We start from the raw sequence: 24,283 nt of genomic DNA, 5'->3' as shown, positions 1-24,283 counted from the left end.
CATAGCCTGCATCGTGAGTAGCGGTTACACGTTGCGCCCGTTATCCTAACCCGTCGCCTCAGGGCGGCGCAGAACGTCCCTGAGTTACCACCCCTGGAGAACTGTTTGATGAAGTTGCGTTCTATCGCGGTCGCCGTCGCGGCCCTGGCCCTGACGGGCAATGCCTTCGCCCAGGACGTCTCGTCCGAAAAGGGCAAGCTGAGCTACTACTTCGGTTACGACTACGGCAACAACCTGGCGGAGCTGACCGGTCGTGGTGAGCAGCTGGACATCAACTCGGTGGTGAAGGGCCTGCAGGATGCCTACGCCAAGAAGCAGCCGGCGATCACCGCCGAGCAGCTGAAGCCGGCCGTTGAAGCGTTCCAGAAGCGCGAGCAGGGCCGTGCCCAGGCCGCCAAGGCCGAGTACGAAAAGGCGGCTGCCGAAAACAAGACCAAGAGCGACCAGTTCATCGCGGCGAACAAGGCCAAGGCCGGCGTGCAGTCCCTGCCGAGCGGCGTCCAGTACCGCGTGATCGAGGCCGGCAAGGGCGCCAAGCCGACCCAGGCCAGCACCGTGCAGCTGGAAGTGGCCGGTCCGTTCCCGTACGGCCAGCGCCCGACCGAAGCGCGCCCGGCCCAGCAGATCCCGTCGATCAAGGTCAGCGAAGTCGAAATGAAGGCCATGCGCGAGACCCTGCTGCAGATGCCGGCAGGCTCGAAGTGGGAAGTCACCCTGCCGCCGGACCAGGCCTACGGTGCCGATCCGCGCACCCCGCTCCCGCCGAACGTGGCTGTGCAGTTCGAGATCAAGCTGGTCAGCGTCAAGTAAATCGAAGCAGCAAACCAAACGCGCCGGTGACCCCACCGGCGCGTTTTTGTTTGCGCAGTGCGCGACCTGTAGCGCTGCGCCATGGGCGTCGTATCGTCCCGCGCAAATTCAGCCCGATCGCGCTACTGTTGGCGGGTGCAAACAATGGAAGAAACGGCGCGTGTTGTCGCAAGTCCCTGCATCGGAGTGTGCACGCTGGATCCGCACCGGCAATGCACCGGCTGCGGGCGGCATATCGATGAGATCGTGCGGTGGTCGTCGATGAGCAACGAGGAACGCAGCCGCATCCTGCATCGCGTGCAGCCCCTGCGCGAACAACTGCAGCAATCGCTGCGTGGCTCGCTGGCCGACCACGAGCGACTGATGCGCGCGCTGCACCCCTTGGCCCAACCACCTGCGGGCGACGGCTGGAACCGCAGTGAGCTGTCCGACCTGCTGCCGCCCGGGCCTCCGGTGGAGGCTGCGGTGCTGGCCGGCATCGTGCCGCGCGCCAACGGCGCACAGGTGATCCTCACCCGTCGCACCGAAACACTGCGCACCCATGGTGGCCAGGTCGGATTCCCCGGTGGCCGCACCGAACCCGATGACCGCGACGCGCTGGCGGCCGCGCTGCGCGAGAGCCAGGAAGAAATCGCATTGGCGCCCGGCCAGGTGCAGGCGCTGGGGTATCTCGATCCCTTCGTGACGATCACCGGCTACCGGGTCACGCCGGTGGTGGCGGTGGTCGATCCGGAGTTCGTGCCGGTGCCGCAGCCCAGTGAAGTGGCCGAGGTATTCGAGGTGCCACTGGATTACCTGATGGCGCCCGACAGCCTGCGCCAGGTCGAAATCAATCATCGCGGCCGGGTTCGCCACGTCCTTGAGTATGGCTGGCCGGGCCAGCGCATCTGGGGCGCGACCGCCGCCATTCTCTACAACCTGCGTCGCCGCCTGGAGCAAGTGCAATGAAGCCGATCGATCCGCCGTGGACCACCCTGGTCGATGTCGCCACCCTTGCCGCTGCGCTGGGCGACGGCGTGCGGGTGGTCGACGCGCGCGCCACCGCCAGTACCGCCGTGCGCGTGGTCGATGCGCGTGCTTCGCTGGCCGACCCGCAGGCTGCGGGCGGCCAGTACCTGGCAGGGCATATCCCGACTGCGGTGCATGCCGATCTCAACCGTGATCTGTCCGATCTCAGCCGCGTCGGCCATGGTCGCCATCCATTGCCGGACAGCGATGCCTTTGCTGCGAAGCTGGGGCAGTGGGGCATCGGCCCCGACACCCAGGTCGTGGTCTACGATGGCAGCGACGGCAGCATGGCCGCCTCGCGCCTGTGGTGGCTGCTGCGCCTGATCGGTCACAGCAAGGTGGCCGTACTCGACGGCGGCATCGCCGCGTGGCAGGCCGCCGGCCACGCGTTGGAAAGCGGCCAGGCTGGGGTGAACGCGTTGCCTGATTACCCAGGCCGTTTCGACACCACCCAGATCGCCAACGCCGATGAAATCACCGCGCGGCTGAAGCATGCACCGGGCTGGCTGGTCGACGCGCGCGCGGGTGAACGCTTCCGTGGTGAAGTGGAGCCGCTGGACCCGGTGGCCGGGCATGTGCCGGGCGCGGTCAACCGCCCGTTCGCATTGAACGTACTCGACGGCCGCCTGCGCGACGCACAGGAGCTGCGCGCCGAACTGCAGGGCGTGATCGGCAACCGCGATCCGCAGCAGGTGGTGCTGATGTGCGGTTCCGGCGTGACCGCCTGCCACCTGCTGCTGGCGATGGAAACGGCCGGCCTGAGCGGCGCACGCATCTATGCCGATTCCTGGAGTGGTTGGGTGAGCGACAGCAGCCGCCCGGTGGCGACCGGCGCCTGAGCCGCGCGGGGGCGGATCCGTTTTCCAACGGAAAACGGCTCTGACCCCATCAACCGAAAATCGGGGTCAGAGCCCGTTGCGCAGCAACGGGAGCCGACCCCGTGTCGATTCGAAGGATCGCGGAGATCTGTCGAAGGCGGGGTGGGTCCGGTTGCGGGGGTGTCCGCGGCATGGATGCCGCGGCCAAGCCGCCATGGATGGCTTTACGGCGTCCCCCGCAATCGGATCCACCCCGCCATCCCTCGGAATGCCAGCTCTTGACGTTGACGTTGCCTCTGCAGGTGCAGGGCGCAGCCCTGCTGCTTACTCCAACCCCTGCAGCGGCACCTTCGCCAGCACCCGCGCCCACGGGAACAAGGGCCCCGGATCGCGCTTGCGTGCCACCCTCAGCGTCGGATCATCGCTGGCCGGCATTTGCTCCAGATCCAGCTGGTCGTGCCCGGCAATCCGCCGCAGCGACGGATAGCGCGCCACCAGCGCCAGCAGCAGCCGCTCCAGCGCTTCCAGCTGTGGCTCGGTGTAGGCCTCATCCATTGCCTGGTGGCGGCTGTCGAACCAGTCCGGATAGCGCCCGCGGTTGACCAGCTCGATGCCCAGCGTATGCGCGTTCATGCCGCGCACGTGATGGGCCACGCGTTCCGGCGCCACGTACTGCACCACGCTGCCATCGCGGTCGATGTAGAAGTGCCCGCTGTTGCCGGCGCCGCTGTCGTACAGCACGCGCTCGCCGTACTCGCGGGCCATCGCCAGATCGGGCAGCTCGGTGCAGTGGATCACTACCATTTCCAGCGAGGCGGGATCCCGCAGCGGCAGTCGGTCGTGATAGGGCAGGGGCTGCAGCTGCAGGCCGGGCAGGAGCGGGTTGGGCATCCGGCGATGCTAGCATTGCGGCATGAACCTGCCTTCCTTTTCCTCGCCGGCCCGCGCCCACGGAGCACGCGCATGAGCCGCGGCCACTGCATCCTCTCCCATGGCTTCGAGAGCGGCCCGGAGGCGACCAAGGTCACCGCGCTGGCCGAGGTGGCGCAACGCCTGGGCTGGACCCACGAGCGCCCCGACTACACCGACCTGGACGCGATGAGCGAGGTCAGCCGGGTGGGCGACGTGCCGACCCGCCTGCGCCGTCTGGTTGAACGCGCCGCCATCGCGGCCCGTCAGGGGCCGGTGGTGCTGGCCGGCTCCAGCCTGGGCGCCTACATCTCCGCCATCGCCTCGCTGCAGGTGCCGGTAGCCGGCCTGTTCCTGATGGTGCCACCGACCACCATGGGCCCGATGCCGGCGCTGGACGCCGCTGCGGTGCCGACCACGGTGGTGCAGGCCTGGCATGACGATGTGGTACCGGCTGCCGGCGTGATTGCCTGGGCGCAGGCGCGTTCGGCGCAGTTGCTGCTGGTTGACGACGGTCACCGCCTGGAGCGCCACGTGGAGGCCTCCGCGCAGGCCTTCGAGCGCCTGCTGCGGCAACTGTGAAGCCAGGGCGCACGGCGCGCCCGCCCGCATTGAATACAATGGCAGCCCCGCCGCCCCCGGCGCGGGCCTGCCGGCCGTGCCTACGGCCCTCCTTTCCGACCGGCCCGGCCCCTGTGCCGCGCCCGACCACCTGCGAACCGATCCCGTGAAATTCTTCGTCTCCTGCGCCAAGGGCCTGGAATACCTGCTTGCCGATGAACTGTCGGCCCTGGGCCTTGGCAAGGCCACCGCCACCATTGCCGGCGTCAACGCCGACGGCGAACTGGCGCAGGCGCTGCGGATCGTGATGTGGTCGCGCCTGGCCAGCCGGGTGCTGTGGCCGATCGACGAGTTCGACTGCCCGGACGAGCAGGCCCTGTATGACGGCGTGCGTGCACTGCCGTGGCACGAGCACATCTCGCCGGAGATGACCCTGGCGGTGGATGCGCACGTGTCCGGCGACAAGATCACCCATGCACGCTTCGCCGCGCAGCGGATCAAGGATGCGATCGTCGACCGCATGCGCGACGAAGGCCTGGAGCGGCCCTCGGTCAATACCGATCTGCCCGACGTGCGCGTCAACCTCTCGCTGCGCAAGGGCCGCGCCTCGCTGTCGATCGACCTCGGCGGTGGCCCGCTGCATCGCCGCGGCTGGCGCGGTGCCGCCCACGAGGCGCCGCTGAAGGAAAACCTGGCCGCCGCGCTGCTGCTGCGCGCGCAATGGCCGCGCCTGCATGCCGCCGGCGGTGGGCTGCTGGACCCGATGTGTGGCAGCGGCACGCTGCTGATCGAAGGCGCGCTGATGGCCGCCGACGTTGCTCCAGGCCTGATGCGGCATGGCAGCCTGCCGCCGAGCCGTTGGCTGGGCTTCGACAAGGCGGCCTGGAAGTCCATCCAGAGCGAAGCACGTGAGCGCGAAGCGGCCGGCCTGGCCGCGCTGAAGCCGGTCATCCACGGCAGCGACATCGACCCGGCTGCGATCCAGGCGGCCCGCGAGAATGCCGAGGTCGCCGGCGTCGCCCACGCGATCCGTTTCACCCGCGCCGATGTCGCCGACCTGGCCGCGCCGGAACAGGAGATCGGTGCGGTGGTCTGCAACCCGCCGTACGACGAGCGCCTGGCCGCCGATCCGGCGTTGTATCGTGCACTGGGCAATGCCTTGCAGAAGGCGGTGCCGCAGTGGCGCGCCAGCCTGCTGTGTGGCAATGACGAACTGGCCTTTGCCACCGGCCTGCGCGCCAGCAAGAAGTACCAGATGTTCAACGGTGCGCTGGAATGCGCGCTGATCGTCTGCGATCCGATCGCTGTGCCAGGCCGTGATCCGGCACAGCCCCGCGAGCTGAGCGAAGGCGCGCAGATGGTGGCCAACCGCCTGCGCAAGAACCTGAAGAAGTTCAAGAGCTGGCGTGCCCGCGAGGACATCACCTGCTTCCGCGCCTACGACGCCGACCTGCCGGAGTACGCGGCGGCCATCGACGTCTACGAGGAAGAGGGTGGCAGGCGGCGTACCTTCCTGCATGTGCAGGAATATGCGGCACCGGCGGCGATTCCCGAGAACGACGTGCGCCGCCGCCGCAATGAGCTGCTGGCCGCCGCGCGCGAAGTATTCGGCGTGCCGCCGGAGCAGGTGTCGATGAAATCGCGCGAGCGCGGCAAGGGCGGCAGCAAGTACGGCCGCTTCGAGCAGCGCGACGAGTTCATCGTGGTGCGAGAGAACAACGCGCTGCTGCAGGTGAACCTGTTCGACTACCTCGATACCGGCCTGTTCCTTGACCACCGCCCGCTGCGCCGGATGATGGCCGAGCAGGTGCGTGGCAAGCGTTTCCTGAACCTGTTCTGCTACACCGGCGTGGCCAGCGTGCAGGCCGCCGTGGCGGGTGCCGCCAGCACGACCAGCGTCGACCTGTCGGCTACCTACCTGCAATGGTGCTACGACAACCTGGCGTTGAACGGACAGGGGGGCAACCAGCACCTGCTGGTCCAGGCCGACGCGATGGCCTGGCTGGAAGGCGACCGTGGCCAGTACGACGTGATCTTCTGTGACCCGCCGACTTTCTCCAACTCCGCACGCGCCGACGACTTCGACGTGCAGCGCGAACAACTGAAGCTGCTGCGTGCGGCGGTGGCGCGGCTGGCACCGGGTGGCGTGCTGTACTTCTCCAACAACTTCCGCCGCTTCAAGCTGGAAGAGAACGCCATCGCCGAGTTCGCCCAGTGCCGCGAGATCACCGCACGCACGATTGGTCCGGACTTCGAGCGCAACGCGCGCATCCACCGCGCGTGGGAACTGAAGCGGTTGGGGTAAGCCCGGTAGTGCCGGCCGCTGGCCGGCAACTGCGTCAGAACCGTGGAAGGTCTGCGGGATGCCGGCCAGCGACCGGCATTACCGCATCTGGTCCGTAGATCCACGCCATGCGTGGATCGGCCTAAAGCACCAACAATCGCCCCGGCGCATGGGCCAGGGGCCAATGGCCCTGTTCGTACAGCGCAAGCACAGGCTCCCAGTGTGCCGGCAGGCCGAGATGCATCTCCAGCAGGCGTTGCCGGAAGGCGAACATCGCCCCATCGCGCGCCACCAGCTGCAGGTCATGTGCACCACAGCGCAGTGCCGGCAGATCCAGTGCCGAAACCGCGCGCATCAACGTGCGGTTGAGTTCGCGTCGGGCGTCGGCGAGTTCGGCGGGATGGGGCAGGGCGGCGTGAAACGGATCCGAATCGCCCAGTGTCGTGGGCATCCATTCGAAACCATCGGTATCGATGGTCCGCAGTGCTTCGGCCAGCGACCGAACGGCGACGACGCCGGCCGTTATGGGCAGTGTTTCACCCAACCGGGAAAAAAAGCCGATTCCAGACATCCGCTGCAGCATGCTATCCATACGGGCATTGTAGATCCACGCCATGCGAGGATGCCGCTGTCCCCGTCCTGCGGCTACAGCAATTCCAGCACCAACCCCAGCACCGGCAGCGCGATCGCCAGCGGCGCAATCCATGTTGGACGATACGGATACAACCCGAACGACAGCGTCACGCCGGCCAGGGTCATTGCCCCCAGCCACAGCACCGGGCCCATCGCCCAGCCTTGGTCGGCCACGCACAGTGCGAACGCCGCCGCCAGCAGCGCCCAGCCCAGCACCCGCCACTGCATCCGCCGTGCGGGTGCGGCCGCGGCCTTGCCATGCAGGTCGTGCTGGTGCTTTTCCATCGACAGCGACAGCGCGGTGAACGCAGAGAACGACAGCGCCAGTGCCAGCAGCATCATGCGCTGGCCTCCGCTTCGGCCGCTTCTGCAGTGTTCACCGATGCCTTCGGCGCAGCCGCAGCGGCCGCACGTTTCTTCTTCTCGGCCGCACTCAGCGGTGGCGTCCAGCGCTGCATGCGCCAGCCGCACAGCGCCAGCATCGCGCCGAACGCGATCATCGAAAGATCGATGCCGGCCAGTACCCAGTCGCCGCTGCGCAGTGTGATGCCCAGATGCGCGTGCGTGGTCAGCGCATTGACCACCGGCACCAGTGCGAACGCGGCCGCACCCAGGTACAGCTGCCACGCCCACATCATCCGCTTCGGCCAGATGAAGGCGGCCAGCAGCGCGCCGCCCCAGGCGTAGAAGAACACGTTGGCCTCGGCACTGGAGCGCTCGGCGATCTGCAGCGGCAGCAGGCGGTTGCCCCAGAAGTACGCCGCGAAGGCGATCGGCAGGCCGGCCACGGTGCCGATGTTCAGCGCATCGACCAGGCGCAGGCCGAATCCGGTACGCCCGTTCTTGGCATGCCTGGGACGCTCCTTCACCGCCCACAGCACCACGCCGCTGGCGACCATCAGGCAGCCGACCAGGCCGGACAGGAAGAACAGTGCGCGCAGGCCCCAGTCGGCGAAGCGCGCCAGGTGCAGGCCATACAGCACGCCACGGGTGGCGGTGGCGCCGCCGGACGGCGGCGTCTCTTCCAGCAGCGCACCGTTGACCATGTTGTAGCGCAGCGCCGGGGTGTCGGTGGACAAACGCCTGCCGTCGCGTTGGCGGATGTCGATCACCGCATTGGCAGCGCCCGGGTTGGACACGGTGAAGCCGGCCACTTCCACGCCGTGCCAGTGTGCACGCGCGCTGTCCAGCAGCTGTGCGATCGGCAGCGGCGTGGCGCGGCCTTGTGCCGGCGCGGTCACCTCTGGCATGCCGCCGAAGGCTTCGCTGAAGAACTTGTCCTCGTCCTGCGGGTAGGCGACTTTCACCCCCCACGGCAGGTACATGATCATCAGAGTGACGATGCCGGTGTAGGTGATCATCGCGTGGTACGGCAGGGCCATCACCGCGCTGACGTTGTGGAAATCCAGCCAGGACCGCAGGCCCTTGTCCTTGCGGAAGGTGAAGAAGTCCTTGAAGATTTTCTTGTGGGTGATGACGCCGGTGATGATCGCCACCAGCATGAACATCGCGCAGAACCCGACCAGGTAGCGCGCCCAGTACACCGGGATGTAGTGCAGGTCGAAGTGCAGGCGGTAGAAGAAGTCGCCGCCACGGGTCTCGCGCGCCTTCAATGCCTGGCCGGTGTTCGGGTCGAGCGTGGCGTCGCCGAAGCCACCGCGACGGCCACGACTGGGGTCGGCCAGTTCCGGTGGCAGCCGCCAGAACAGCTGCATGGCCGGGTTGCGCGGCTGCGGCAGGGTGACGAACCAGTTCTCGGCGTGGCTCGCATTGGCCTGCAGGTAGGCCACCGCGCGCTGCGCGGCCACGTCGATGCTGACGTTGCTGGACGGCAGCTCCGGGCGCATCCAGCGACTGATTTCCTCGCGGTAGTAGCTGGCCGTGCCGGCCATGAAGATCAGCAGCAGCAACCAGCCGACCAGCAGGCCCGTCCAGGTATGCAGCCAGGCCATCGACTGGCGGAATCCGTTCTTCATGCCCAGGCTCCCAACAGGCGTGCGACCGCCGCCATCAGCAGGGCGGGGGCGAGGATGCCGACCCAGGCCCGCAGCGCGCTGCGGGTGGCGAAGGCCCACAGCGCCGCGCAGGCAGCCACCACAATGGCCAGCAGCATGCCGGTCAGCACGGTCTGGCCGCGCGCGCCGGGCAACGCCACCGCGCAGAACACGCTGGTCATCGAGGCCAGCGCATAGCCGCCGAAAATCGCGGCCAAAGCGCGTGACAGCACGCCCCAGCGCGGGTTGGAGAACAAGGTGCGGGGGCTGGCGGGGGTGGGCGAGCGGTCCACGGCGTTCCTGAGGTAGGAGAAGGGATGGAACGCGTCCGCGGCCCCCTTGCGCCCTGCGCATGTCGCCCAGCGTGTCCCATCGACGAAGCACTGCCCGCGCAGACGGGCAGCCCAGAAGTCGGGGCAGTACACGGGCGATGGGCACGTCTTCGTGCCCGTTTGGCTAAGCGTACAACCGATCAGTAAATGATATGTATTCGCATTTTATGAATCAAGCGTGCTGATCGTGGGCGTTGGCCGGGGCTAGAACCTGAACACCACGGTTGCCGCATGCAGCAGCAGGCCGATCAACCCGCCCACCAGGGTGCCGTTGAAGCGGATGAACTGCAGGTCGCGACCCACGCTCAGTTCCAGTTGCTCGACCAGGTGCCGCTCGTCCCAGCCCTTCACGGTCTGCGCGATATGCGTGGTCACGCCCTCGCGCAGGCGCCCGGTCAGGCGCTGCGCACCTTCCAGCAGGTGCTGGTTGAGGGCCTCGCGCAGGGCCGGGTCGGCCTGCAGGCTGCTGCCCAGCGACGCCAGGCTGCGCTGCAGGTGGCCGACCAGTGCCGAGTCCTCGCGTTGCAGGTCGGCGCGCAGGCTGGCATGGATGCGCGCCCACAGCCCCTGCACGTAGTCCTGCAGGGCGGGGTGGTCGATCATGTCCTGCTTGAGCTGTTCGATGCGCTCGGCCAGCGCCGGGTCTTCGCGCAGGCGCTGCACGTAGTTCTGCAGCCAGGTCTCATAGTCCTGGCGCAGCGGATGCTGCGGCTCGGCCAGCACCTGTTGCAGTTCTTCCAGCACCGCCCGCGCCAGGCGCTCGGCCAGGCTGTCGCCGATCTCGTCGATCGGCTTGACCCAGTTCACCGTGCTCGACAGCGTCGGCCATTCGCGCTGGATGTAGCGCACGATCAGCTGCGAGGCGCGTTCCTTCACCTCCGGCTGCTCCAGCCAGCGCCCCAGCCGCTGCAGGCCCTCGTCCAGCACGCGCTGGTGGCGTCCATCGGCGGTCAGCAGGGCCAGCAGTTCACCGGCGGTGGCAGCGGCATTCCACTGCCGCAGCTGCTGCACCACGAAGGCGTGCAGTTGCCGGCGTACCGCGGTTTCGTCGAAGAAATCCAGTGCCTGCAGCGCCCAGCTGCGGGCCATGTCGGCCAGCATCCGCGAGCGTGCCGGGTCGGACAGCCAGCTGCCGAGACGGCTGGCCGGATCGAACACCTGCAGCTTGGCCAGCAGCACACCTGGCTCCAGGAACTGGTCGCGCACGAACAGCGCCAGGCTGTCGCCGATGCGCTCCTTGCTGCGCGGGATGATCGCGGTGTGCGGAATCGGCAGGCCCATTGGCCGCCGGAACAGCGCAACGACTGCGAACCAGTCGGCCAGCGCGCCGACCGCAGCGGCCTCGCAGAAGGCCGAAACCCAGGCCCAGATGCCGCGTTCGCCGTGCCAATGGCTGACCGCGAATCCGGCCAGCATCAACAGCAGCAGGCCCAGTGCGAGGGCTTTCAGGCGCCGCAGCTGGGCGCGGCGCGGATCGTGGGCAGGCGTCATTGCACGAGTCTAACCGCAGCCCGGTGATGCCTGCCTGTAGAGCCGAGCCCATGCTCGGCTGCCTTGCGTGCGGCAAACCGCAGCCGGGCATGGGCCCGGCTCTACATGAGAGGTTCGCGCCTTTTTAAAGCGCTTCCAGTTGCTTGCGCAGCGCGGCCAGCTGGGCGCGCAGGGTGTCGTTCTCGCGGGTCAACGCGACCACGCGGCGGCGTAGGGCCGGGGCATCCTCGCCCAGCTGTTCCAGCGCCAACAGCACTTCGGCGTCGCGGCTGGCGATCTCGTCCTCGCTGGGCTCCTCGAAGTCCATCTCGGCCGCGTCCGGCTTCGGCGCGCGCGGCTTGCGTTTGGATTCGCGCACGCGCTTGGCCGCCTGCTTCAGCTCGTCCTTGCCACCGGCGGCGGCGGCGCGCTGCTCCTCTTCGGGCAGGTCGGCCACGGCTGCAGCGGCGCTGATCGAGATCACGCCGGCCTTCACTGCCTCCACCACTTCGGGGGCAGCCTGGGCGTGGATGCGCTCGATCATGCCGACCTGGCTGGTACTCAGCTTGGCTTCGCGGGCCAGCTCGGCGCGGCTGAGCTTCGGTGCCGGCTCCCACGGCGGGCTGTCTTCGCCCGCCTCATCGGCAATCTCGGCGGTACCGTCGCTCTCGCGCTGCAGCTGCGCCTGCTCGACCTGCTTGCGGGCGGCCAGGATGTCGCGCTTGCGCAGCGCCAGCACACCGCGCTGGAAATCGGACACGCTGCGGCGGCCCAGATGCTGCTCGATCATCCACAGGTGCACGTCTTCCATGCTCTGGAAGCGCGTGTTCTGCACGGTGTTGAAGGGCAGGCCATGCTTCTGGCAGATGCCGAAACGGTTGTGACCATCGACCAGCACATTACCCCACAGCACCAGCGCATCGCGGCAGCCTTCGGCCAGGATGCTGCGCTCCAGCGCGTCATGTTCGTCCGCGGTCAGCGGGTCGATGTAGGCCTTGAGTTCTTCTTTGACGACGATATCCATGGGCACGGCAGCGAGCAGGAGCGGAACCGCCCATTGTACCCGCTCGCCACCACCGGCCCGGGCTCAGGCGGTGGCCCCGATCATCTCACCCAGGGTGCCGGTGATCTGGTCGATCTGTGCCTTGTCCACGATCAGCGGCGGCGACAGCGCGATGATGTCACCGGTACAGCGCACCAGCAGCCGGCCGTCGTGGAAGCAGCGCCGGAACACCTCGTAGCCGCGGCTGCCAGGTGCATCGCGGCGCGGCGCCAGCTCGACCGCACCGACCAGGCCGAAGTTGCGGATGTCGATCACGTTGGGCAGGCCCTGCAGCGCGTGCAGCCGTTCCTGCCAGTACTCGCCCAGTTCGATGGCGCGCTCGAACAGGCGCTCCTCGGCGTAGACGTCCAGTGTTGCCAGCGCTGCGGCGCAGGCCAGCGGGTGCCCCGAGTAGGTATAGCCGTGGAACAGCTCGATGGCCTGCGGCGGGGCCTGCATCAGCGTGGCATGCACGGCGTCGCTGGCCAGCACGCCGCCCAGCGGCACCGCGCCGTTGCTGACCGCCTTGGCAAAGGTCAGCAGGTCCGGGGTGACCCCGAAGCGCTGTGCGGCGAAGGGCATGCCGACCCGGCCGAAACCGGTGATGACCTCATCGAACACCAGCAGGATGCCGTGGTGGTCGCACAATTCGCGCAGGCGCTGCAGGTATCCGGGCGCGGGCAGGATCACCCCGGCGGAGCCGGCGATGGGCTCGACGAAGACGGCGGCAATCGTCGAGGCGTCATGCAGCGCGATCAGCCGTTCCAGGTCGTCGGCCAGCTCCGCGCCCTGGCGCGGCAGGCCCTTGCTGAACGCGTTGCGCTGCAGGTCCAGGGTGTGGCGCAGATAGTCCACGCCCCCCAGCTGCAGGCCGAACGCCCTGTGGTTGCTGGGCAGACCGCCCAGTGCCATGCCACCGAAACCGACGCCGTGATACGCCTTCTCGCGGCTGATGAAGCGCGTGCGCTGGCCCTCGCCACGCTGGCGGTGGTAAGCCAGCACGATCTTCATCGCGGTATCCACCGCCTCCGAGCCGGAGCTGGTGAAGAACACATGGTTGAGCGGGGCCGGAGCCAGTGCGGCCAGCCGCTGTGCAAGCGCGAAGGCCGGCGGCGAGCCCATCTGGAAAGCGGGCGAGTAGTCGAGCGTGCGTGCCTGCCCGGCGATGGCCTCGACGATGCGCGGTCGCGCGTGGCCGGCGTTGCAGCACCACAGGCCGGCGGTGCCGTCAAGGATCTGTCGGCCATCGATGTCTTCGTAGTGCATGCCTTCGGCGCGGACCAGCATGCGTGGTGCCGCCTTGTACTGGCGATTGGCGGTGAATGGCATCCAGTAAGCGTCCAGTGACTCGGGGCGCTGTGTGGCCAGGTCGTGCAGGTCGCTCGCGGAACGCTTCATGCCAGCTCCATCGGGTCCGATGCGATGAATGTAGCGCAGCCACGTCACGGCGGAGTCGCGGTGACCCCGGTATAACCAAGGTTCGTTGAATGCTGGAGCTTCCCATGGTCGATTTTCCCGACCGCAGCCATTGGCAGGTGCTGGCCCTCCAGCTGTCGATGCCAGGCCAGGCCTTCATCGATGGCCGCTATGTCGATGCAGCCAGCGGCGCCCGTTTCGACTGCGTCAGCCCGATCGACGGTCGCGTACTGGGGGCGGTCGCCGACTGCGACGCGCAGGACGTGGAGCGCGCGGTAATGGCCGCGCGGCGCAGCTTCGAGGCGGGGCACTGGTCGCAGGCAAGCCCGTCCCATCGCAAACGCGTGCTGCTGGCCTTGGCGGCGTTGGTGGAAAAGCACGCCGACGAGCTGGCCCTGCTGGAAACCCTGGACATGGGCAAGCCGGTGCGTGATGCGCGCCGCATCGACCTGCCAGGCGCGGTGCGCTGCCTGCGCTGGACCGCCGAGGCCGTGGACAAGCTGTACGGCGAGATCGCGCCGACCGGCCCGCACGAACTGGGACTGGTCACGCGCGAGGCCGCCGGGGTCGTGGCCGCGATCGTTCCGTGGAACTTTCCGCTGCTGATGGCCTGCTGGAAGATCGCGCCTGCATTGGCCATGGGCAACTCGGTGGTGCTCAAGCCGTCCGAGCGGTCACCGCTGAGTGCGCTGCGGCTGGCCGCACTTGCGGCCGAGGCGGGCCTGCCAGAGGGCGTGCTGAACGTGCTGCCGGGGTACGGTGCGCGCGTCGGTGAGCCGTTGGCCCTGCACATGGATGTGGACGTGCTCGCCTTCACCGGCTCCACCGCCACGGGCGCGAAGCTGCTGCAGTGTTCAGGGCGATCCAACCTCAAGCGGGTCTGGCTGGAGTGTGGCGGCAAGAGCCCGCATGTGGTGTTCGCCGACGCCCCTGATCTGGACGCCGCCGCGAAGGCGGTGGCACAGGGTATCTTCTTCAACCAGGGCGAGGTCTGTACCGCAGGTTCGCGGCTTCTGGTACAGCGTTCGATCCGCGAGGATTTCGTGAATCAGGTGGTTGCCTATGGCCAGCACATGCACCCCCGCCATCCATTGGACCCCGATGCGCCGATGGGCGCGCTGGTGGATGCCGCGCACCTGGACAAGGTGATGGACGATATCGCGCGCGCCGAAGGCGAGGGCGCCCGGTTGCTGCTGGGTGGGCGGCGCGCCGAAGTGGAAGCCGGCGGCAGCTACGTCCAGCCCACCGTGTTCGACCAGGTGCGCCCGGAGCAGGCACTGGCGCGCGAGGAAGTGTTCGGGCCGGTGCTGGCCGTGCTGGGGTTCGAAGACGAGGCCGAAGCGGTGCGCGTGGCCAATGACAGCCGCTACGGCCTGGCCGCCGGCCTGTGGACGCGGGACCTGGGGCGGGCCCACCGCGTCGCGCGCCAGCTGCGCGCCGGCAGCATCTGGGTGAACGGCTGGGATGGCGGGGACATGACCGCTCCGTTCGGTGGCTACAAGCAGTCCGGCAACGGGCGCGACAAATCGCTGCATGCGTTCGACAAGTACAGCGAGATCAAGGCCACCTGGATCCAGTTGTAACGACGCGATTGCTGGACGGCTGTTCGCTCTCTGTAGAGTCGAGCGATGCTCGACTGCCGTTCGTTCTTCCGTGGAGCCGAGCCATGCTCGGCTGCATCTCGCGAAGAACCGTCGAGCATGGCTCGACGTTACAGGCGCCTGCCGCCTCGTTGGCATCGGTGTCGGCTGAAACCATCGTGCCGTACCGCCGCCAGCCCGTGGCAGAATCGGGCGATCTGCCATTTCCCATGTTGCCGATGTCCTCGATCACCGCTGCCGCGCCGCCCGTGAATTCCCCCCGTCGTGTGCTGCTGGCCAGCCTGATCGGTACCACGATCGAGTTCTTCGACTTCTACATCTACGCCACGGCCGCGGTGCTGGTGTTCCCGCACCTGTTCTTCCCGGACAGCAGCGAACAGGCAGCCCTGCTGCAGTCGCTGGCAACCTTCGCGGTGGCCTTCATCGCACGCCCGGTTGGCTCGGCAGTGTTCGGCCATTTCGGCGATCGCATCGGCCGCAAGGCCACCCTGGTGGCTGCGCTGCTGACCATGGGGCTGTCCACGGTGCTGATCGGCCTGCTGCCGACGCACGCACAGATCGGTCTGTGGGCGCCGGCGCTTCTGGCGCTGTGCCGTTTCGGCCAGGGCCTGGGTCTGGGCGGGGAGTGGGGCGGGGCAGTGCTGCTGGCCACCGAGAACGCACCGCCGGGCAAGCGTGCCTGGTACGGCATGTTCCCGCAGCTGGGTGCACCGCTCGGCTTCCTGCTGTCGGCCGGCATCTTCCTGGTGCTCGGCCGTTGCCTGAGCCAGGCCGACTTCCTGCAGTGGGGCTGGCGCATTCCGTTCGTGGCCAGCGCGCTGCTGGTCGGCCTCGGCCTGTGGGTGCGGTTGAACATCCACGAGACCCCCGACTTCAAGCAGGCGCTGGAGCGCAAGGCGCCGGTGCGGCTGCCGATGTGGACGGTGCTGCGTGACCACCCGGTGCCGATGCTGCTGGGTACCCTGGGCGCGTTCGCCACCTTCGTGCTGTTCTACCTGATGACCGTGTTCAGCCTCGGCCACGGCACCGCGGTGCTGGGTTACAGCCGCGAGCAGTTCCTGCTGATGCAGATGGCCGGCATGCTGTTCTTCGCGCTGGGCATCCCGCTGTCGGCGCGCTATGGCGACCGCTGGGGGACGCGCCGCACGATGATCGTGGCCAGCGTGCTGATCATCGGTTTCGGCGTGCTGTTCGCGCCGCTGTTCCAGCCGCACAGCCCGTGGCTGGTCACCGCCTTCCTGTGCCTGGGCCTGTTCCTGATGGGCCTGACCTATGGCCCCTGCGGTACCTTCCTCGCCGAGATCTACCCGGTGGAGGTGCGCTACACCGGCGCATCGCTGTCATTCAACCTGGCCGGCATTCTGGGTGCGGCACCGGCGCCGTACCTGGCCACCTGGCTGGCCGAACGCTTCGGCCTGGTCGCGGTCGGCTACTACCTGTGCCTGACTGCGGCAGCGACGCTGTGCGCGCTGGTGGCACTGCACCGGCGCGCACAGCGGTTCAGCCAAAGAAGCGCTTGAGCGTGCGTCCCAGCCAGCCACCGCCCTGGTGCTCGCGGGTGAACTGGTTCAGGTGCGCCTTGACCTGTTCGGCATAGGCCTGATCATCGCCGCGGATGTGGTTGAACAACCAGCGCGAGAGCATGGTGCGCAGTTCGTCGCTGATGTCCTCGCCGGCCTGGAAGCGCAACCGGTACTCGGCCACGCGCTTGATGAAGATCTCATGCACGCGCTTGTGCGCTGCACAGAACGGGTAGCCCGCCTCCTCCATCAGCTCTTCCTCGAACGCGAAGTGCGACATGGTGTAGTCGACGACTTCGTCGATCACTTCACCCACCGCTGCACGCTGCAGGCTGGTCTGCGCCACGTGCAGGTGGTTGAGCATCTCGATGATGCGGCGGTGTTGTTGGTCGATCACATCGATGCCGATGTTCAGATCGTCCTGCCAGACAAGTAGTGCCATCCCCGGCTCCCCTTCATGCGTATGTCGGGGCCGACTGTAGAGCTGCCGTGCGGGAACGGCGTTGATCTGGATCAAAGCGAGCCGGTCAGGTCAGCGCAGGCTCGCGTGGACGCAGCGGGCTGGCCACCGTGGTGCAGCTGACCCGGTTGCGGCCACCGGCCTTGGCCAGGTACAGCTGGCGGTCGGCCTCGGAGATCAGCCGGTGCAGCGCATCGCGCTGCGGGCGCAGGCAGCACAGGCCGATGCTGACCGTCATGCGCAGGGTAGCGGTGCCGATGTCCACCTCCAGTGCGGCGATGCGCTGGCGCAGCTCCTCGAAGTACAGCAGCGCCTCGTCCTGTTCCATGTCTGGCACCAGCAGGCAGAACTCCTCGCCGCCGAAGCGCGCGATCAGGTCGTGGCTGCGTGCATGCGCGGTCACCGCGCCGGCCACCGCGCGCAGCGCGTCGTCGCCTGCTTCGTGGCCATGGGTGTCGTTGATGTGCTTGAAGTGGTCGATGTCGATCATCGCCACCGCCACGCATTGGCCGTGCAGCTGCAGCTGCGGCAGCTGGCGCTGGCTCTGCTCCAGGAAGAAGCGGCGGTTGGGCAGGCCGGTGAGGAAGTCGCGGGTGGCCAGGTCCTGCAGGGTGCCGATCAGTTCCAGCTGGTCCACGTTCTGCGAGACGCGGCAGAAGAACTCCTCGCGCGAGAACGGCTTGCGCAGGAAATCGTTGGCGCCGTTCTTCAGGAAGCGCGGGATCAATGAGGCGTCGGTATTGCCGGAGATGCCGATCACCGCCACCTTGTCGCGCGAGCGCAGGGTGCGGAGGCGACGGGTGAATTCCACGCCTTGCATGCCGGGCATTTCCTGGTCGACCACCGCCAGGCGGATCGCCGGATGCGCCTCGATAGCAGCCAGGCCCTCGTTGCCGTCGGCGGCTTCGTGCACCTCATGCCCATACATCCGCAGCAGGGCGGCGGCATAGCCACGCGCGGACGGCGAATCGTCCACCACCAGCGCGGCGATGCGCCGGTTGCGTTCCAGCCGCTGCACCAGCCATACCAGGTAGTCGATGCTGCCGGGGGTGTTCTTCAGCACGTAGTCGATGATCTGCTGCTGCAGCACGCGCTTGCGCAGGTCCTCGTCGTAAACGCCGCTGACCACCACCGTCGGCAGGTCGCGCTTGAGGAAGAATTCGACCACTGCATCGCGGTCGCCGTCGGCCAGCACCAGTCCGGTCAGCACCAGGAACCAGCCTCCGCCTTCGCTGAGCAGCCGGTCGGCCTCGGCCAGGGTGGAGGCGATCACCACCGGCAGTTCCAGGCGCTGCTCGATGGCTTCGCGCAGCATGCCGGTGAACGCACGGGAGTTTTCGACCAGCAGGATCCGCTGCGGCAGCGGATCGGCCAGGTCGCCATCGACGGCGGCCTGCGGCAGCACGGGCATGATGCGGTGGCTCACGAGGGAGGGACTCGGCACGGATAGCGGCGGTTTCGGGTGTAACTTTAGCGGGGCAGTATGCCCTGCGTGTCGTTCGGCGATCAGGCGGGCGATGCGAATGACGCCGCTGTGCCCGCAATGGATTCGTGCAGGACGAGCCGGAGCCGGTTGCCACGGCAATGCACCGTACCGCCGTAGGCCATTATCCGGCCGGCCAGACGCTCCGTGGCCTGCTGAACGGTCCCACTCGACAGCGTGCAACTGCGGTCAAGCAGGCCCACGACCACCACAATGCCGCGGCGGTCGCCAGCCTGGCCGCTGCGGGCGCGCACGCTGACCTGTCCCGACTCCAGCTCCAGCAGCAGCGACACCGCCTCGATCAGCGAGCGATAGATGGCGAGCTGCAGGTCAACAGTCAGCAGGCAGGGGTTGCCCTCCAGCCGAGGCGGTATCACGCGATGGGAGTTGTCCCAGTTCTCGCATGCGCCGCCAACGCGCAGCGCGATATACAGCCCAACCTGCTCCAGCCCCGTGGGGTAGACCAGACTGGCCTGTTCACGGAACAGCCGCGAGTGCACGGATGAGGCGTGCTGCAGGCTGTTGGCCACCGCGTGATGCCCCTGCGCCTTCAGCCAGCTGACCATCTCGCCGAGCGAGCTGTCCATGCCTTCGCCGAGTTGCTTGAGATGGGAGGCGCGCTCGCGAAGTTCACGCTCACGGATCTGATGCGAACTACGTGCCAAGCGCAATGTGGTTTCCTCAGCCAGTCCACGGGACCGTGCACGCTCGTGGTGATAGCTGATGCTGGATCCCAGGGCGAGCAGTGCGACACTCATCACGGCCATGTTCTGCTGGGTGGCGAAGGTGCCCAGGTCGAACGAGGACGGTAGGCCGGTGCTGGGAGTGGCGAAATGGAGTGGAAGGTTCAACAGCGGAATCGCGATGGCAGCGCCACGCCACCCATGCATGAAGGTCAGGGCGATCGCCGGTAGGGAGGACAGCAGCACCAGGTGGGTGCGTGTGGTGTGGGCGCTGATGGCCGTAAGCTGCATGCACAGGGCCAGGACCAGCATCACCAGGATGGCCGTGACCGTAGGTGCAGCAAAGCGGCGCGTCCAATTGGGAGCCGCGTCTCGTCGCGACCAGAGGAATGCCAGTGGCACGAGGGTAATGATGGCGGCGAAGTGGCCAAAGATCGTGCGATCAACTGCGCCAAGCAGGTTGCTCGGCGGCGGGTTCGACCACAGGGCGAATGAAATGCCCATATTGAGAGCCGGGACGAACAACGCCGTGCAGAAGGTCAGCGACAGCAGCCAGAGGCCGGCGGCGGACTCCGATGGCATTCTCATGCGGTGCAGGTGGACCACCAGCATCGCCATCGGCATCAGCAGCGTCGAGGCCAGGATGACCCAGGCCAGGCCGTAGCTGTCGATCATGGGGATGCGCAGGGTTGCGAAGTAGGCGTACTCGCCAAGCAGCAGGTAGGGCCACAGGCGGGTCGGGACGATCAGTAGTGCCGCTGCCCGGATGCCCGCAGGCAGGAAGAACTGATCCAGCGAGTACTGACGCAAGGAAAGGCAGCTCAGGGCGTAGACGGCCGCGAGTGCGATTCCGACGGGTCGTATCCGGAAGCTCAGTTCAATCGATTCATTGAATCGCTCCAAGCCCGCGCCTCTCGTCTCCCGGCCAATGATGACTGGCCACTTCCGTAGACATTATCGACAGTCGGAGAAGGGCGCAATCGAGGTGCGTGGCTTCCCCTTGTGCTGCAATTGCCGGCTTCCTGCGCTTCGTGGCCCTACACGGTCAGCAGTGCGTCGGCATAGCCACCAGCGGACGGTGAATCATCCACAATCAGCGCGTCCTCGGTTCGATCACGTTGCAGCCGTTGCACCTGCTACGTTCGGCAGTTGATGCTGTCCACTGTGTTCACTATCGCGCAATCGACAATGTCCTGCTGTTACACGCGCCTGTCCAGGTCATTTGTCGCAGATGCAGCTGACCCGCACCGTGGGCGGGTTTCGCTACGGGTATTGGCGATTTCGGCCGCAGCTTCGGCGTGGCATGGGTTTGTATCGATCCAGTGGATTATGTCCGACAGGCACTGCGGAGTCTGCCCGGTATATGCTGACGTGATTGGCGGTAGCATCCTTCTTGATCCGTATTGCATCCAACCTGGAGGTTAGTGTGAGAAGTTTCCGAATTCATGCATGTGCTGGTGCATTGATGTTGGTGCCGGTATCCGTTTTTGCTTTTGCCCCGAGTGACGACCATGGAATCAAGATGGCCGGCCAAGGACTCGGCCAGTCGATTCCGCAGGCACAGGACCTGAGCGTGGATCCCGGCTGGTTGGTCTATGGGTTCGAGCGCGATGGCATGGATTATTTCCAGGTAAACGATCTCGCGGGCCACGTGCACATCGTGATCGGCAATGCTGCGGGCACGTTCTGGGTACTGCCGGCAGGTGACCCATCTGCGAAGGTGTCGTTGCCTGAGCAGCGCCTGCCTGTTCCCGCCAAAGCCACCAGGACGGTTGTCTATCGGTCCCCCGCATTCACACTGGTCAGATATGCAAGCGGAGCTGATGTCTTGTGGGCGGTAGAGGCACCCTGATACCGCCTGTTGCCGGGATATCGGAGAGCTTCAGTGTCAGACCGCATGGGCACCCGGATGTTCGCCGGGTGCCCATGACGCCTTTGGCCAGCGGATGAGCGGGACGTTTATGCGATACCGCTGCGTTGGTTCGATCCGATCGCTTGACTGTGAATGCACTACTGCAGCGCAGAGGGTGCAGGGCAGCTGTACCGTGATGGAGTACTGGGCTGTGTCTCAAGTTTTGTTTCACGGTCGAGGAACAGGATCCTGACCCGGTTGCGATAGCAGTCAACGGTCCCGTCATAGGGCAGGGTTCGCCCGGTCAGCCGCTCGAACGCTGCCATGGTTGTCTGCTGGGAAAGGCGCCGACGCGACTCCAGCAGCGACACGACCATGAGAATTCCGCGCCTGGAGCCCATTCTGCCGCATCTTGCACGAATGCGAATCTGTCCACCTTCATGCTTGAGAAGAATGGAGACCGCATCAATGAGTGTCCGGTAAGCGGCCAACTGCAGTTCCACGCTCAGGTTGCAGGGGTCGCCTTTCAGATCAGGGCGGAGAACGCGCTCCGTCAGCTTCCACGACTCACGGATGCCACCAGCCTGCAAAGCCACGTAAAGACCAAGATGCTCCAGGCCCGAGGGATAGACCATGCTTGTCTGTTCGCGAAAGAGCCTCGAATGTACATTCGAGGTATGCAGAAGGCTGCTGGCCACTGCGTGATGTCCCTGGGCCTTGAGCCAGTCGGCCAGTTCCACCAGTGACGTATCAATGCCGTCGCCGAGCTTGCGAAGGTGCAGGGCACGCTCACGCAGCTCCATCTCGCTGGCCAATTGCGAGCTCCTCGCAAGATGGATGGCGTCCCTTTCCCCCATCTCGCGCAGCCTGTAACGATGGTAGAAGTGGGTGATGCGTGATCCGAGCAACAGCAATACGATGCCGCTGATCGCCATGATCTGCTGGGTGATGAAGGCCGCGGGATCGAATGCGCTGGGATGGGTGTTGGGCGTGGTCAGACCGATGACCATGTTGAGCACCGGTACTGCAAGGGCGGCACCCTTCCAGCCATACAGGCAGGTAAGTGCGGCCGCGGGGAGTGCCAACAGCAGCAGGAGCGTTGCCTTCAGCGCAACCCCGTCTGCGGGCAGTTGAGTTGCTGCTATCCCGATCAGGAGCATCGATGAAAGTGCCGCCAGCATCGGGGTCTTTCGTCCAGCGTTCCACTCCTGCCCCACGTCCTGTCGCGCCCACAGCATGGCGATGGGGGCCACCGTCAGAATGCCGATGAAGTCGCCCACGCTGTAACGCGCCGCACTGGTCAGGAAGGGCGTGGAAGGGGGTGTTGGCCAGAGCAGATGGGAAAAGCTGAGGTTCAGCAGCGTAACTACGACGCTGGAAGCGGCGGCAATCAACAAAAGGCCGATCGTCTGCGACTCCGCCATCAGTCGCCGTTGCAGCTTCACAATCAACATCACTGCGGGCATGAGGAACGCGGAGGCAACAATGACCCATGCCAGGCCGTACTTCTCGATCATTGGCACGCGGGACTGTGCAAAGTACGCATATTCGCCCAGCAGCAGATACGGCCACAGGCGCGGCGGGCACAACAGTACGGCCGCCACCCGGATGCCGGCTGGCAAATAGAACTGATCCAGCGACAGCTGTCGGGTTGCCCAATAGGCAACTGCATAAAGCAAGGCAAGCATCAGGCCAGCCGGACGAATGCGCACCTTCAGCAACAATCCTTCTTTCCACCAGTCCAATCGCACGTCCCCCTCTCCTGCGTGTCCCCTGTCAGCTTCCATTCGCCGCGAGGCCCGGTTTCTCAGGACGTTATCGGTCTGCGAACGATTATGCAATTGCACAGCGGCGCATTTAGGTAATTGACCAACCATCCATCACACATGTTGCGTGAAAATCTGTGACGTGTGCAGCACGATCAGCGCTGCGGTGCGCTTGTCAGAACGTTCAATACAGGTGGAGATGCAGAATCTTCACCACAACGCATCCCGCAGCTTGTACCAGGACATCGCCGCCACCAGCAGCGGCGTGCGCAGCAGCCGGCCGCCGGGGAAAGGCGCATGCCGCAGGCGCTGGAACACGTCCAGGCGCTCACTCTGGCCTGCAATGGCGGCGGCGATCACCTCGCCGGCCAGCCCGGCGGCGGCCACCCCATGGCCGGAGAACCCCTGCGCGAAGTACAGGTTGCCGTCCAGCCGGCCCCAATGTGGAGCGCGGTTGCGGGTGATGTCCACGTAACCGCCCCAGACCTGCTCCAGCGGCACATCGGCCAGTTGTGGAAACACCTGGTGCATGCGCCGCTGCATCACCCCGCGCAGGCCGGGTGGGGGCAGCGCCGAGTAACTGGCGCGGCCGCCGAACAGCAGCCGGTGGTCGTGGCTGAGGCGGAAATAGTCCAGTGCCCACGCGGTGTCGGCCACGGCCATGTTGTTGCCGATCAGGGCGCGGGCGCGCTCGGCCCCCAGCGGCGCGCTGGCGCCGATATAGGTGCCGACCGGCATGATCCGGCGTTCCAGGTCGGGCAGCAGGCCCTGCAGCCAGGCATTGCCGGCCACCACCAGATGCGCAGCGCGCACGCTTCCCTGCGCGGTATGCAGGGTGGGCTGCGGTCCGCGCTGCACGCGGGTCACTGCGGAGTTCTCGTGGATCACCACGCCGGCCGCACGTGCCGCATCGGCCAGGCCACGCGCATAGGCCAGCGGGTGCAGGTGCGCGCTGTGCGGATCGAACATCGCGGCGCGGTAGCGCGGGCTGTCCAGCTGTGCGCGCAGGGCATCACGGTCCCACCACTGCATCGGGTAGTCGTAGTGGCGCTGAAGATGCTCGCAGTTGGCGCGCAGGTCGCGCTCATGGCGCTCGCGGATGGCGACGCTGGCGTGGCCCTCCACCCAATGGCAGTCGATACCATGGCGGTCGATGCGCCTGCGCATCGCCTGTACTGCGTCGCGCGACCAGTCGAACAGGTGGCGCGCATCGTTACGGCCGAGCTGACGCTCCAGTTCGTCCACCTCGCAGCCATAGCCGACCAGCGCCTGGCCACCATTGCGGCCGGACGCGCCCCAGCCGATCCGCTGTGCGTCCAGCACCACCACGCGTTGGCCACGCACGGCCAGTTCCAGTGCGGCGGTCAGGCCGGTATAGCCGGCGCCCAGCACCGCAACGTCGGCCTGCACCTGCCCCTGCAACGCGGGCAGTGCGGGCGGTTCGGGCAGGCTGGAGGCATACCAGCTGGGCGGAAAGGCGGCGCTCACTGCAGGCCTCGCGGGTGCAGTGCGGGAGGGCGGAGCAGGGCAGGTCGATCAGCGTTCACCCCGGTAGTTTCGCCGATGCGTGGCAGCTGCGGTGTGACGGCAGCGACTTGCCGCCGTTGCCAGGCGACGGGTAACGTGTCGGCACGCCAAGGA

21 protein-coding genes are annotated in these 24,283 nt (G+C 66.8%); 8 read left to right on the top strand and 13 right to left on the bottom strand.

Features of this window, described 5'->3' with window-relative positions:
* The first annotated feature begins 108 nt into the window (after positions 1–108).
* The 3 genes from AC5P5V_RS01335 to AC5P5V_RS01325 all read left to right on the top strand — a co-directional run bounded on the left by AC5P5V_RS01335 (position 109) and on the right by AC5P5V_RS01325 (position 2,657).
* On the top strand, positions 109–810 hold the full coding sequence (locus AC5P5V_RS01335) for an FKBP-type peptidyl-prolyl cis-trans isomerase (RefSeq protein ID WP_495215795.1): 702 nt from the start codon (positions 109–111) through the stop codon (positions 808–810).
* 144 nt (positions 811–954) lie between these two features.
* Complete coding sequence (locus AC5P5V_RS01330; protein ID WP_134969349.1) at positions 955–1,758, top strand: CoA pyrophosphatase; 804 nt, start codon at positions 955–957, stop codon at positions 1,756–1,758.
* On the top strand, positions 1,755–2,657 hold the full coding sequence (locus AC5P5V_RS01325) for a sulfurtransferase (RefSeq protein WP_134969350.1): 903 nt from the start codon (positions 1,755–1,757) through the stop codon (positions 2,655–2,657). The genes AC5P5V_RS01330 and AC5P5V_RS01325 overlap by 4 nt, the downstream gene beginning before the upstream one ends.
* 303 nt (positions 2,658–2,960) lie before the next feature.
* Here the strand turns inward: AC5P5V_RS01325 and AC5P5V_RS01320 are convergent, their stop codons facing one another.
* On the bottom strand, positions 2,961–3,527 hold the full coding sequence (locus tag AC5P5V_RS01320; protein WP_061478531.1) for an N-acetylmuramoyl-L-alanine amidase: 567 nt from the start codon (positions 3,525–3,527) through the stop codon (positions 2,961–2,963).
* Positions 3,528–3,599: 72 nt separating this feature from the next.
* On the opposite strand from AC5P5V_RS01320, the gene AC5P5V_RS01315 reads away from it, so the two are divergent.
* A complete protein-coding gene (locus AC5P5V_RS01315; RefSeq protein WP_024958728.1) occupies positions 3,600–4,127 on the top strand; it encodes an alpha/beta hydrolase in 528 nt (175 codons plus the stop codon).
* 145 nt (positions 4,128–4,272) lie between these two features.
* Positions 4,273–6,411, top strand: a complete 2,139-nt coding sequence (gene rlmKL / locus AC5P5V_RS01310) for a bifunctional 23S rRNA (guanine(2069)-N(7))-methyltransferase RlmK/23S rRNA (guanine(2445)-N(2))-methyltransferase RlmL (protein ID WP_061478530.1) — start codon at positions 4,273–4,275, stop codon at positions 6,409–6,411.
* A 121-nt stretch (positions 6,412–6,532) separates the two neighbouring features.
* Here the strand turns inward: rlmKL and AC5P5V_RS01305 are convergent, their stop codons facing one another.
* From AC5P5V_RS01305 to aptA, 7 genes are all read right to left on the bottom strand, one after another.
* Positions 6,533–7,006 carry a hypothetical protein gene (locus AC5P5V_RS01305; protein ID WP_231352640.1) on the bottom strand — a complete coding sequence of 158 codons (474 nt, stop codon included), beginning with the start codon at positions 7,004–7,006 and terminating at the stop codon, positions 6,533–6,535.
* 29 nt (positions 7,007–7,035) lie between these two features.
* Positions 7,036–7,365, bottom strand: coding sequence for a DUF3325 domain-containing protein (locus AC5P5V_RS01300; protein WP_134969126.1), 330 nt, complete (start codon positions 7,363–7,365; stop codon positions 7,036–7,038).
* On the bottom strand, positions 7,362–8,999 hold the full coding sequence (locus tag AC5P5V_RS01295) for a PepSY-associated TM helix domain-containing protein (protein ID WP_231352641.1): 1,638 nt from the start codon (positions 8,997–8,999) through the stop codon (positions 7,362–7,364). Before AC5P5V_RS01295 ends, AC5P5V_RS01300 begins: the two co-directional genes overlap by 4 nt.
* Positions 8,996–9,310: a DUF3649 domain-containing protein gene (locus AC5P5V_RS01290; protein WP_053498676.1), complete on the bottom strand. Its 315-nt coding sequence runs from the start codon at positions 9,308–9,310 to the stop codon at positions 8,996–8,998. The genes AC5P5V_RS01295 and AC5P5V_RS01290 overlap by 4 nt, the downstream gene beginning before the upstream one ends.
* A gap of 243 nt (positions 9,311–9,553) precedes the next feature.
* Complete coding sequence (locus AC5P5V_RS01285) at positions 9,554–10,840, bottom strand: DUF445 domain-containing protein (protein WP_134969127.1); 1,287 nt, start codon at positions 10,838–10,840, stop codon at positions 9,554–9,556.
* A 124-nt stretch (positions 10,841–10,964) separates the two neighbouring features.
* On the bottom strand, positions 10,965–11,843 hold the full coding sequence (locus AC5P5V_RS01280; protein WP_061478525.1) for a hypothetical protein: 879 nt from the start codon (positions 11,841–11,843) through the stop codon (positions 10,965–10,967).
* Between the two features lie 63 nt (positions 11,844–11,906).
* The gene (aptA, locus tag AC5P5V_RS01275; RefSeq protein WP_134969128.1) at positions 11,907–13,259 is read right to left on the bottom strand and encodes an omega-aminotransferase AptA; all 1,353 of its coding nucleotides are present in this window, start codon (positions 13,257–13,259) and stop codon (positions 11,907–11,909) included.
* A 104-nt stretch (positions 13,260–13,363) separates the two neighbouring features.
* Here aptA and AC5P5V_RS01270 point away from each other — a divergent pair, with 104 nt between their 5' ends.
* The gene (locus AC5P5V_RS01270) at positions 13,364–14,860 is read left to right on the top strand and encodes an aldehyde dehydrogenase (protein ID WP_231352642.1); all 1,497 of its coding nucleotides are present in this window, start codon (positions 13,364–13,366) and stop codon (positions 14,858–14,860) included.
* 236 nt (positions 14,861–15,096) lie between these two features.
* Complete coding sequence (locus AC5P5V_RS01265) at positions 15,097–16,398, top strand: MFS transporter (RefSeq protein ID WP_134968430.1); 1,302 nt, start codon at positions 15,097–15,099, stop codon at positions 16,396–16,398.
* On the opposite strand, the gene AC5P5V_RS01260 is transcribed toward AC5P5V_RS01265, so the two are convergent.
* From AC5P5V_RS01260 to AC5P5V_RS01250, 3 genes are all read right to left on the bottom strand, one after another.
* Positions 16,379–16,840 carry a bacteriohemerythrin gene (locus AC5P5V_RS01260; protein WP_049416324.1) on the bottom strand — a complete coding sequence of 154 codons (462 nt, stop codon included), beginning with the start codon at positions 16,838–16,840 and terminating at the stop codon, positions 16,379–16,381. The two genes, AC5P5V_RS01265 and AC5P5V_RS01260, sit on opposite strands and share 20 nt — an antisense overlap.
* 85 nt (positions 16,841–16,925) lie before the next feature.
* Positions 16,926–18,269 carry a diguanylate cyclase gene (locus AC5P5V_RS01255; protein ID WP_049416322.1) on the bottom strand — a complete coding sequence of 448 codons (1,344 nt, stop codon included), beginning with the start codon at positions 18,267–18,269 and terminating at the stop codon, positions 16,926–16,928.
* Between the two features lie 95 nt (positions 18,270–18,364).
* Positions 18,365–19,927 carry an MASE1 domain-containing protein gene (locus AC5P5V_RS01250; protein ID WP_134968423.1) on the bottom strand — a complete coding sequence of 521 codons (1,563 nt, stop codon included), beginning with the start codon at positions 19,925–19,927 and terminating at the stop codon, positions 18,365–18,367.
* A 562-nt stretch (positions 19,928–20,489) separates the two neighbouring features.
* Between AC5P5V_RS01250 and AC5P5V_RS01245 the strand changes: the two genes are divergently transcribed.
* Positions 20,490–20,876 (top strand): hypothetical protein, encoded by a 387-nt coding sequence (locus AC5P5V_RS01245; protein ID WP_229298531.1) that lies wholly within the window; start codon positions 20,490–20,492, stop codon positions 20,874–20,876.
* A 158-nt stretch (positions 20,877–21,034) separates the two neighbouring features.
* On the opposite strand, the gene AC5P5V_RS01240 is transcribed toward AC5P5V_RS01245, so the two are convergent.
* Positions 21,035–22,627: an MASE1 domain-containing protein gene (locus tag AC5P5V_RS01240; protein WP_134968424.1), complete on the bottom strand. Its 1,593-nt coding sequence runs from the start codon at positions 22,625–22,627 to the stop codon at positions 21,035–21,037.
* 225 nt (positions 22,628–22,852) lie between these two features.
* Positions 22,853–24,130, bottom strand: coding sequence for an NAD(P)/FAD-dependent oxidoreductase (locus tag AC5P5V_RS01235; RefSeq protein ID WP_111202175.1), 1,278 nt, complete (start codon positions 24,128–24,130; stop codon positions 22,853–22,855).
* Positions 24,131–24,283: the final 153 nt, after the last annotated feature.

The sequence above is a fragment of the Stenotrophomonas sp. YJH_SMC_130 genome (genome assembly GCF_059369035.1).
The sequence above is the reverse complement of the archived record's forward strand: the minus strand, read 5'-3'. Positions and strand labels throughout refer to the sequence as shown.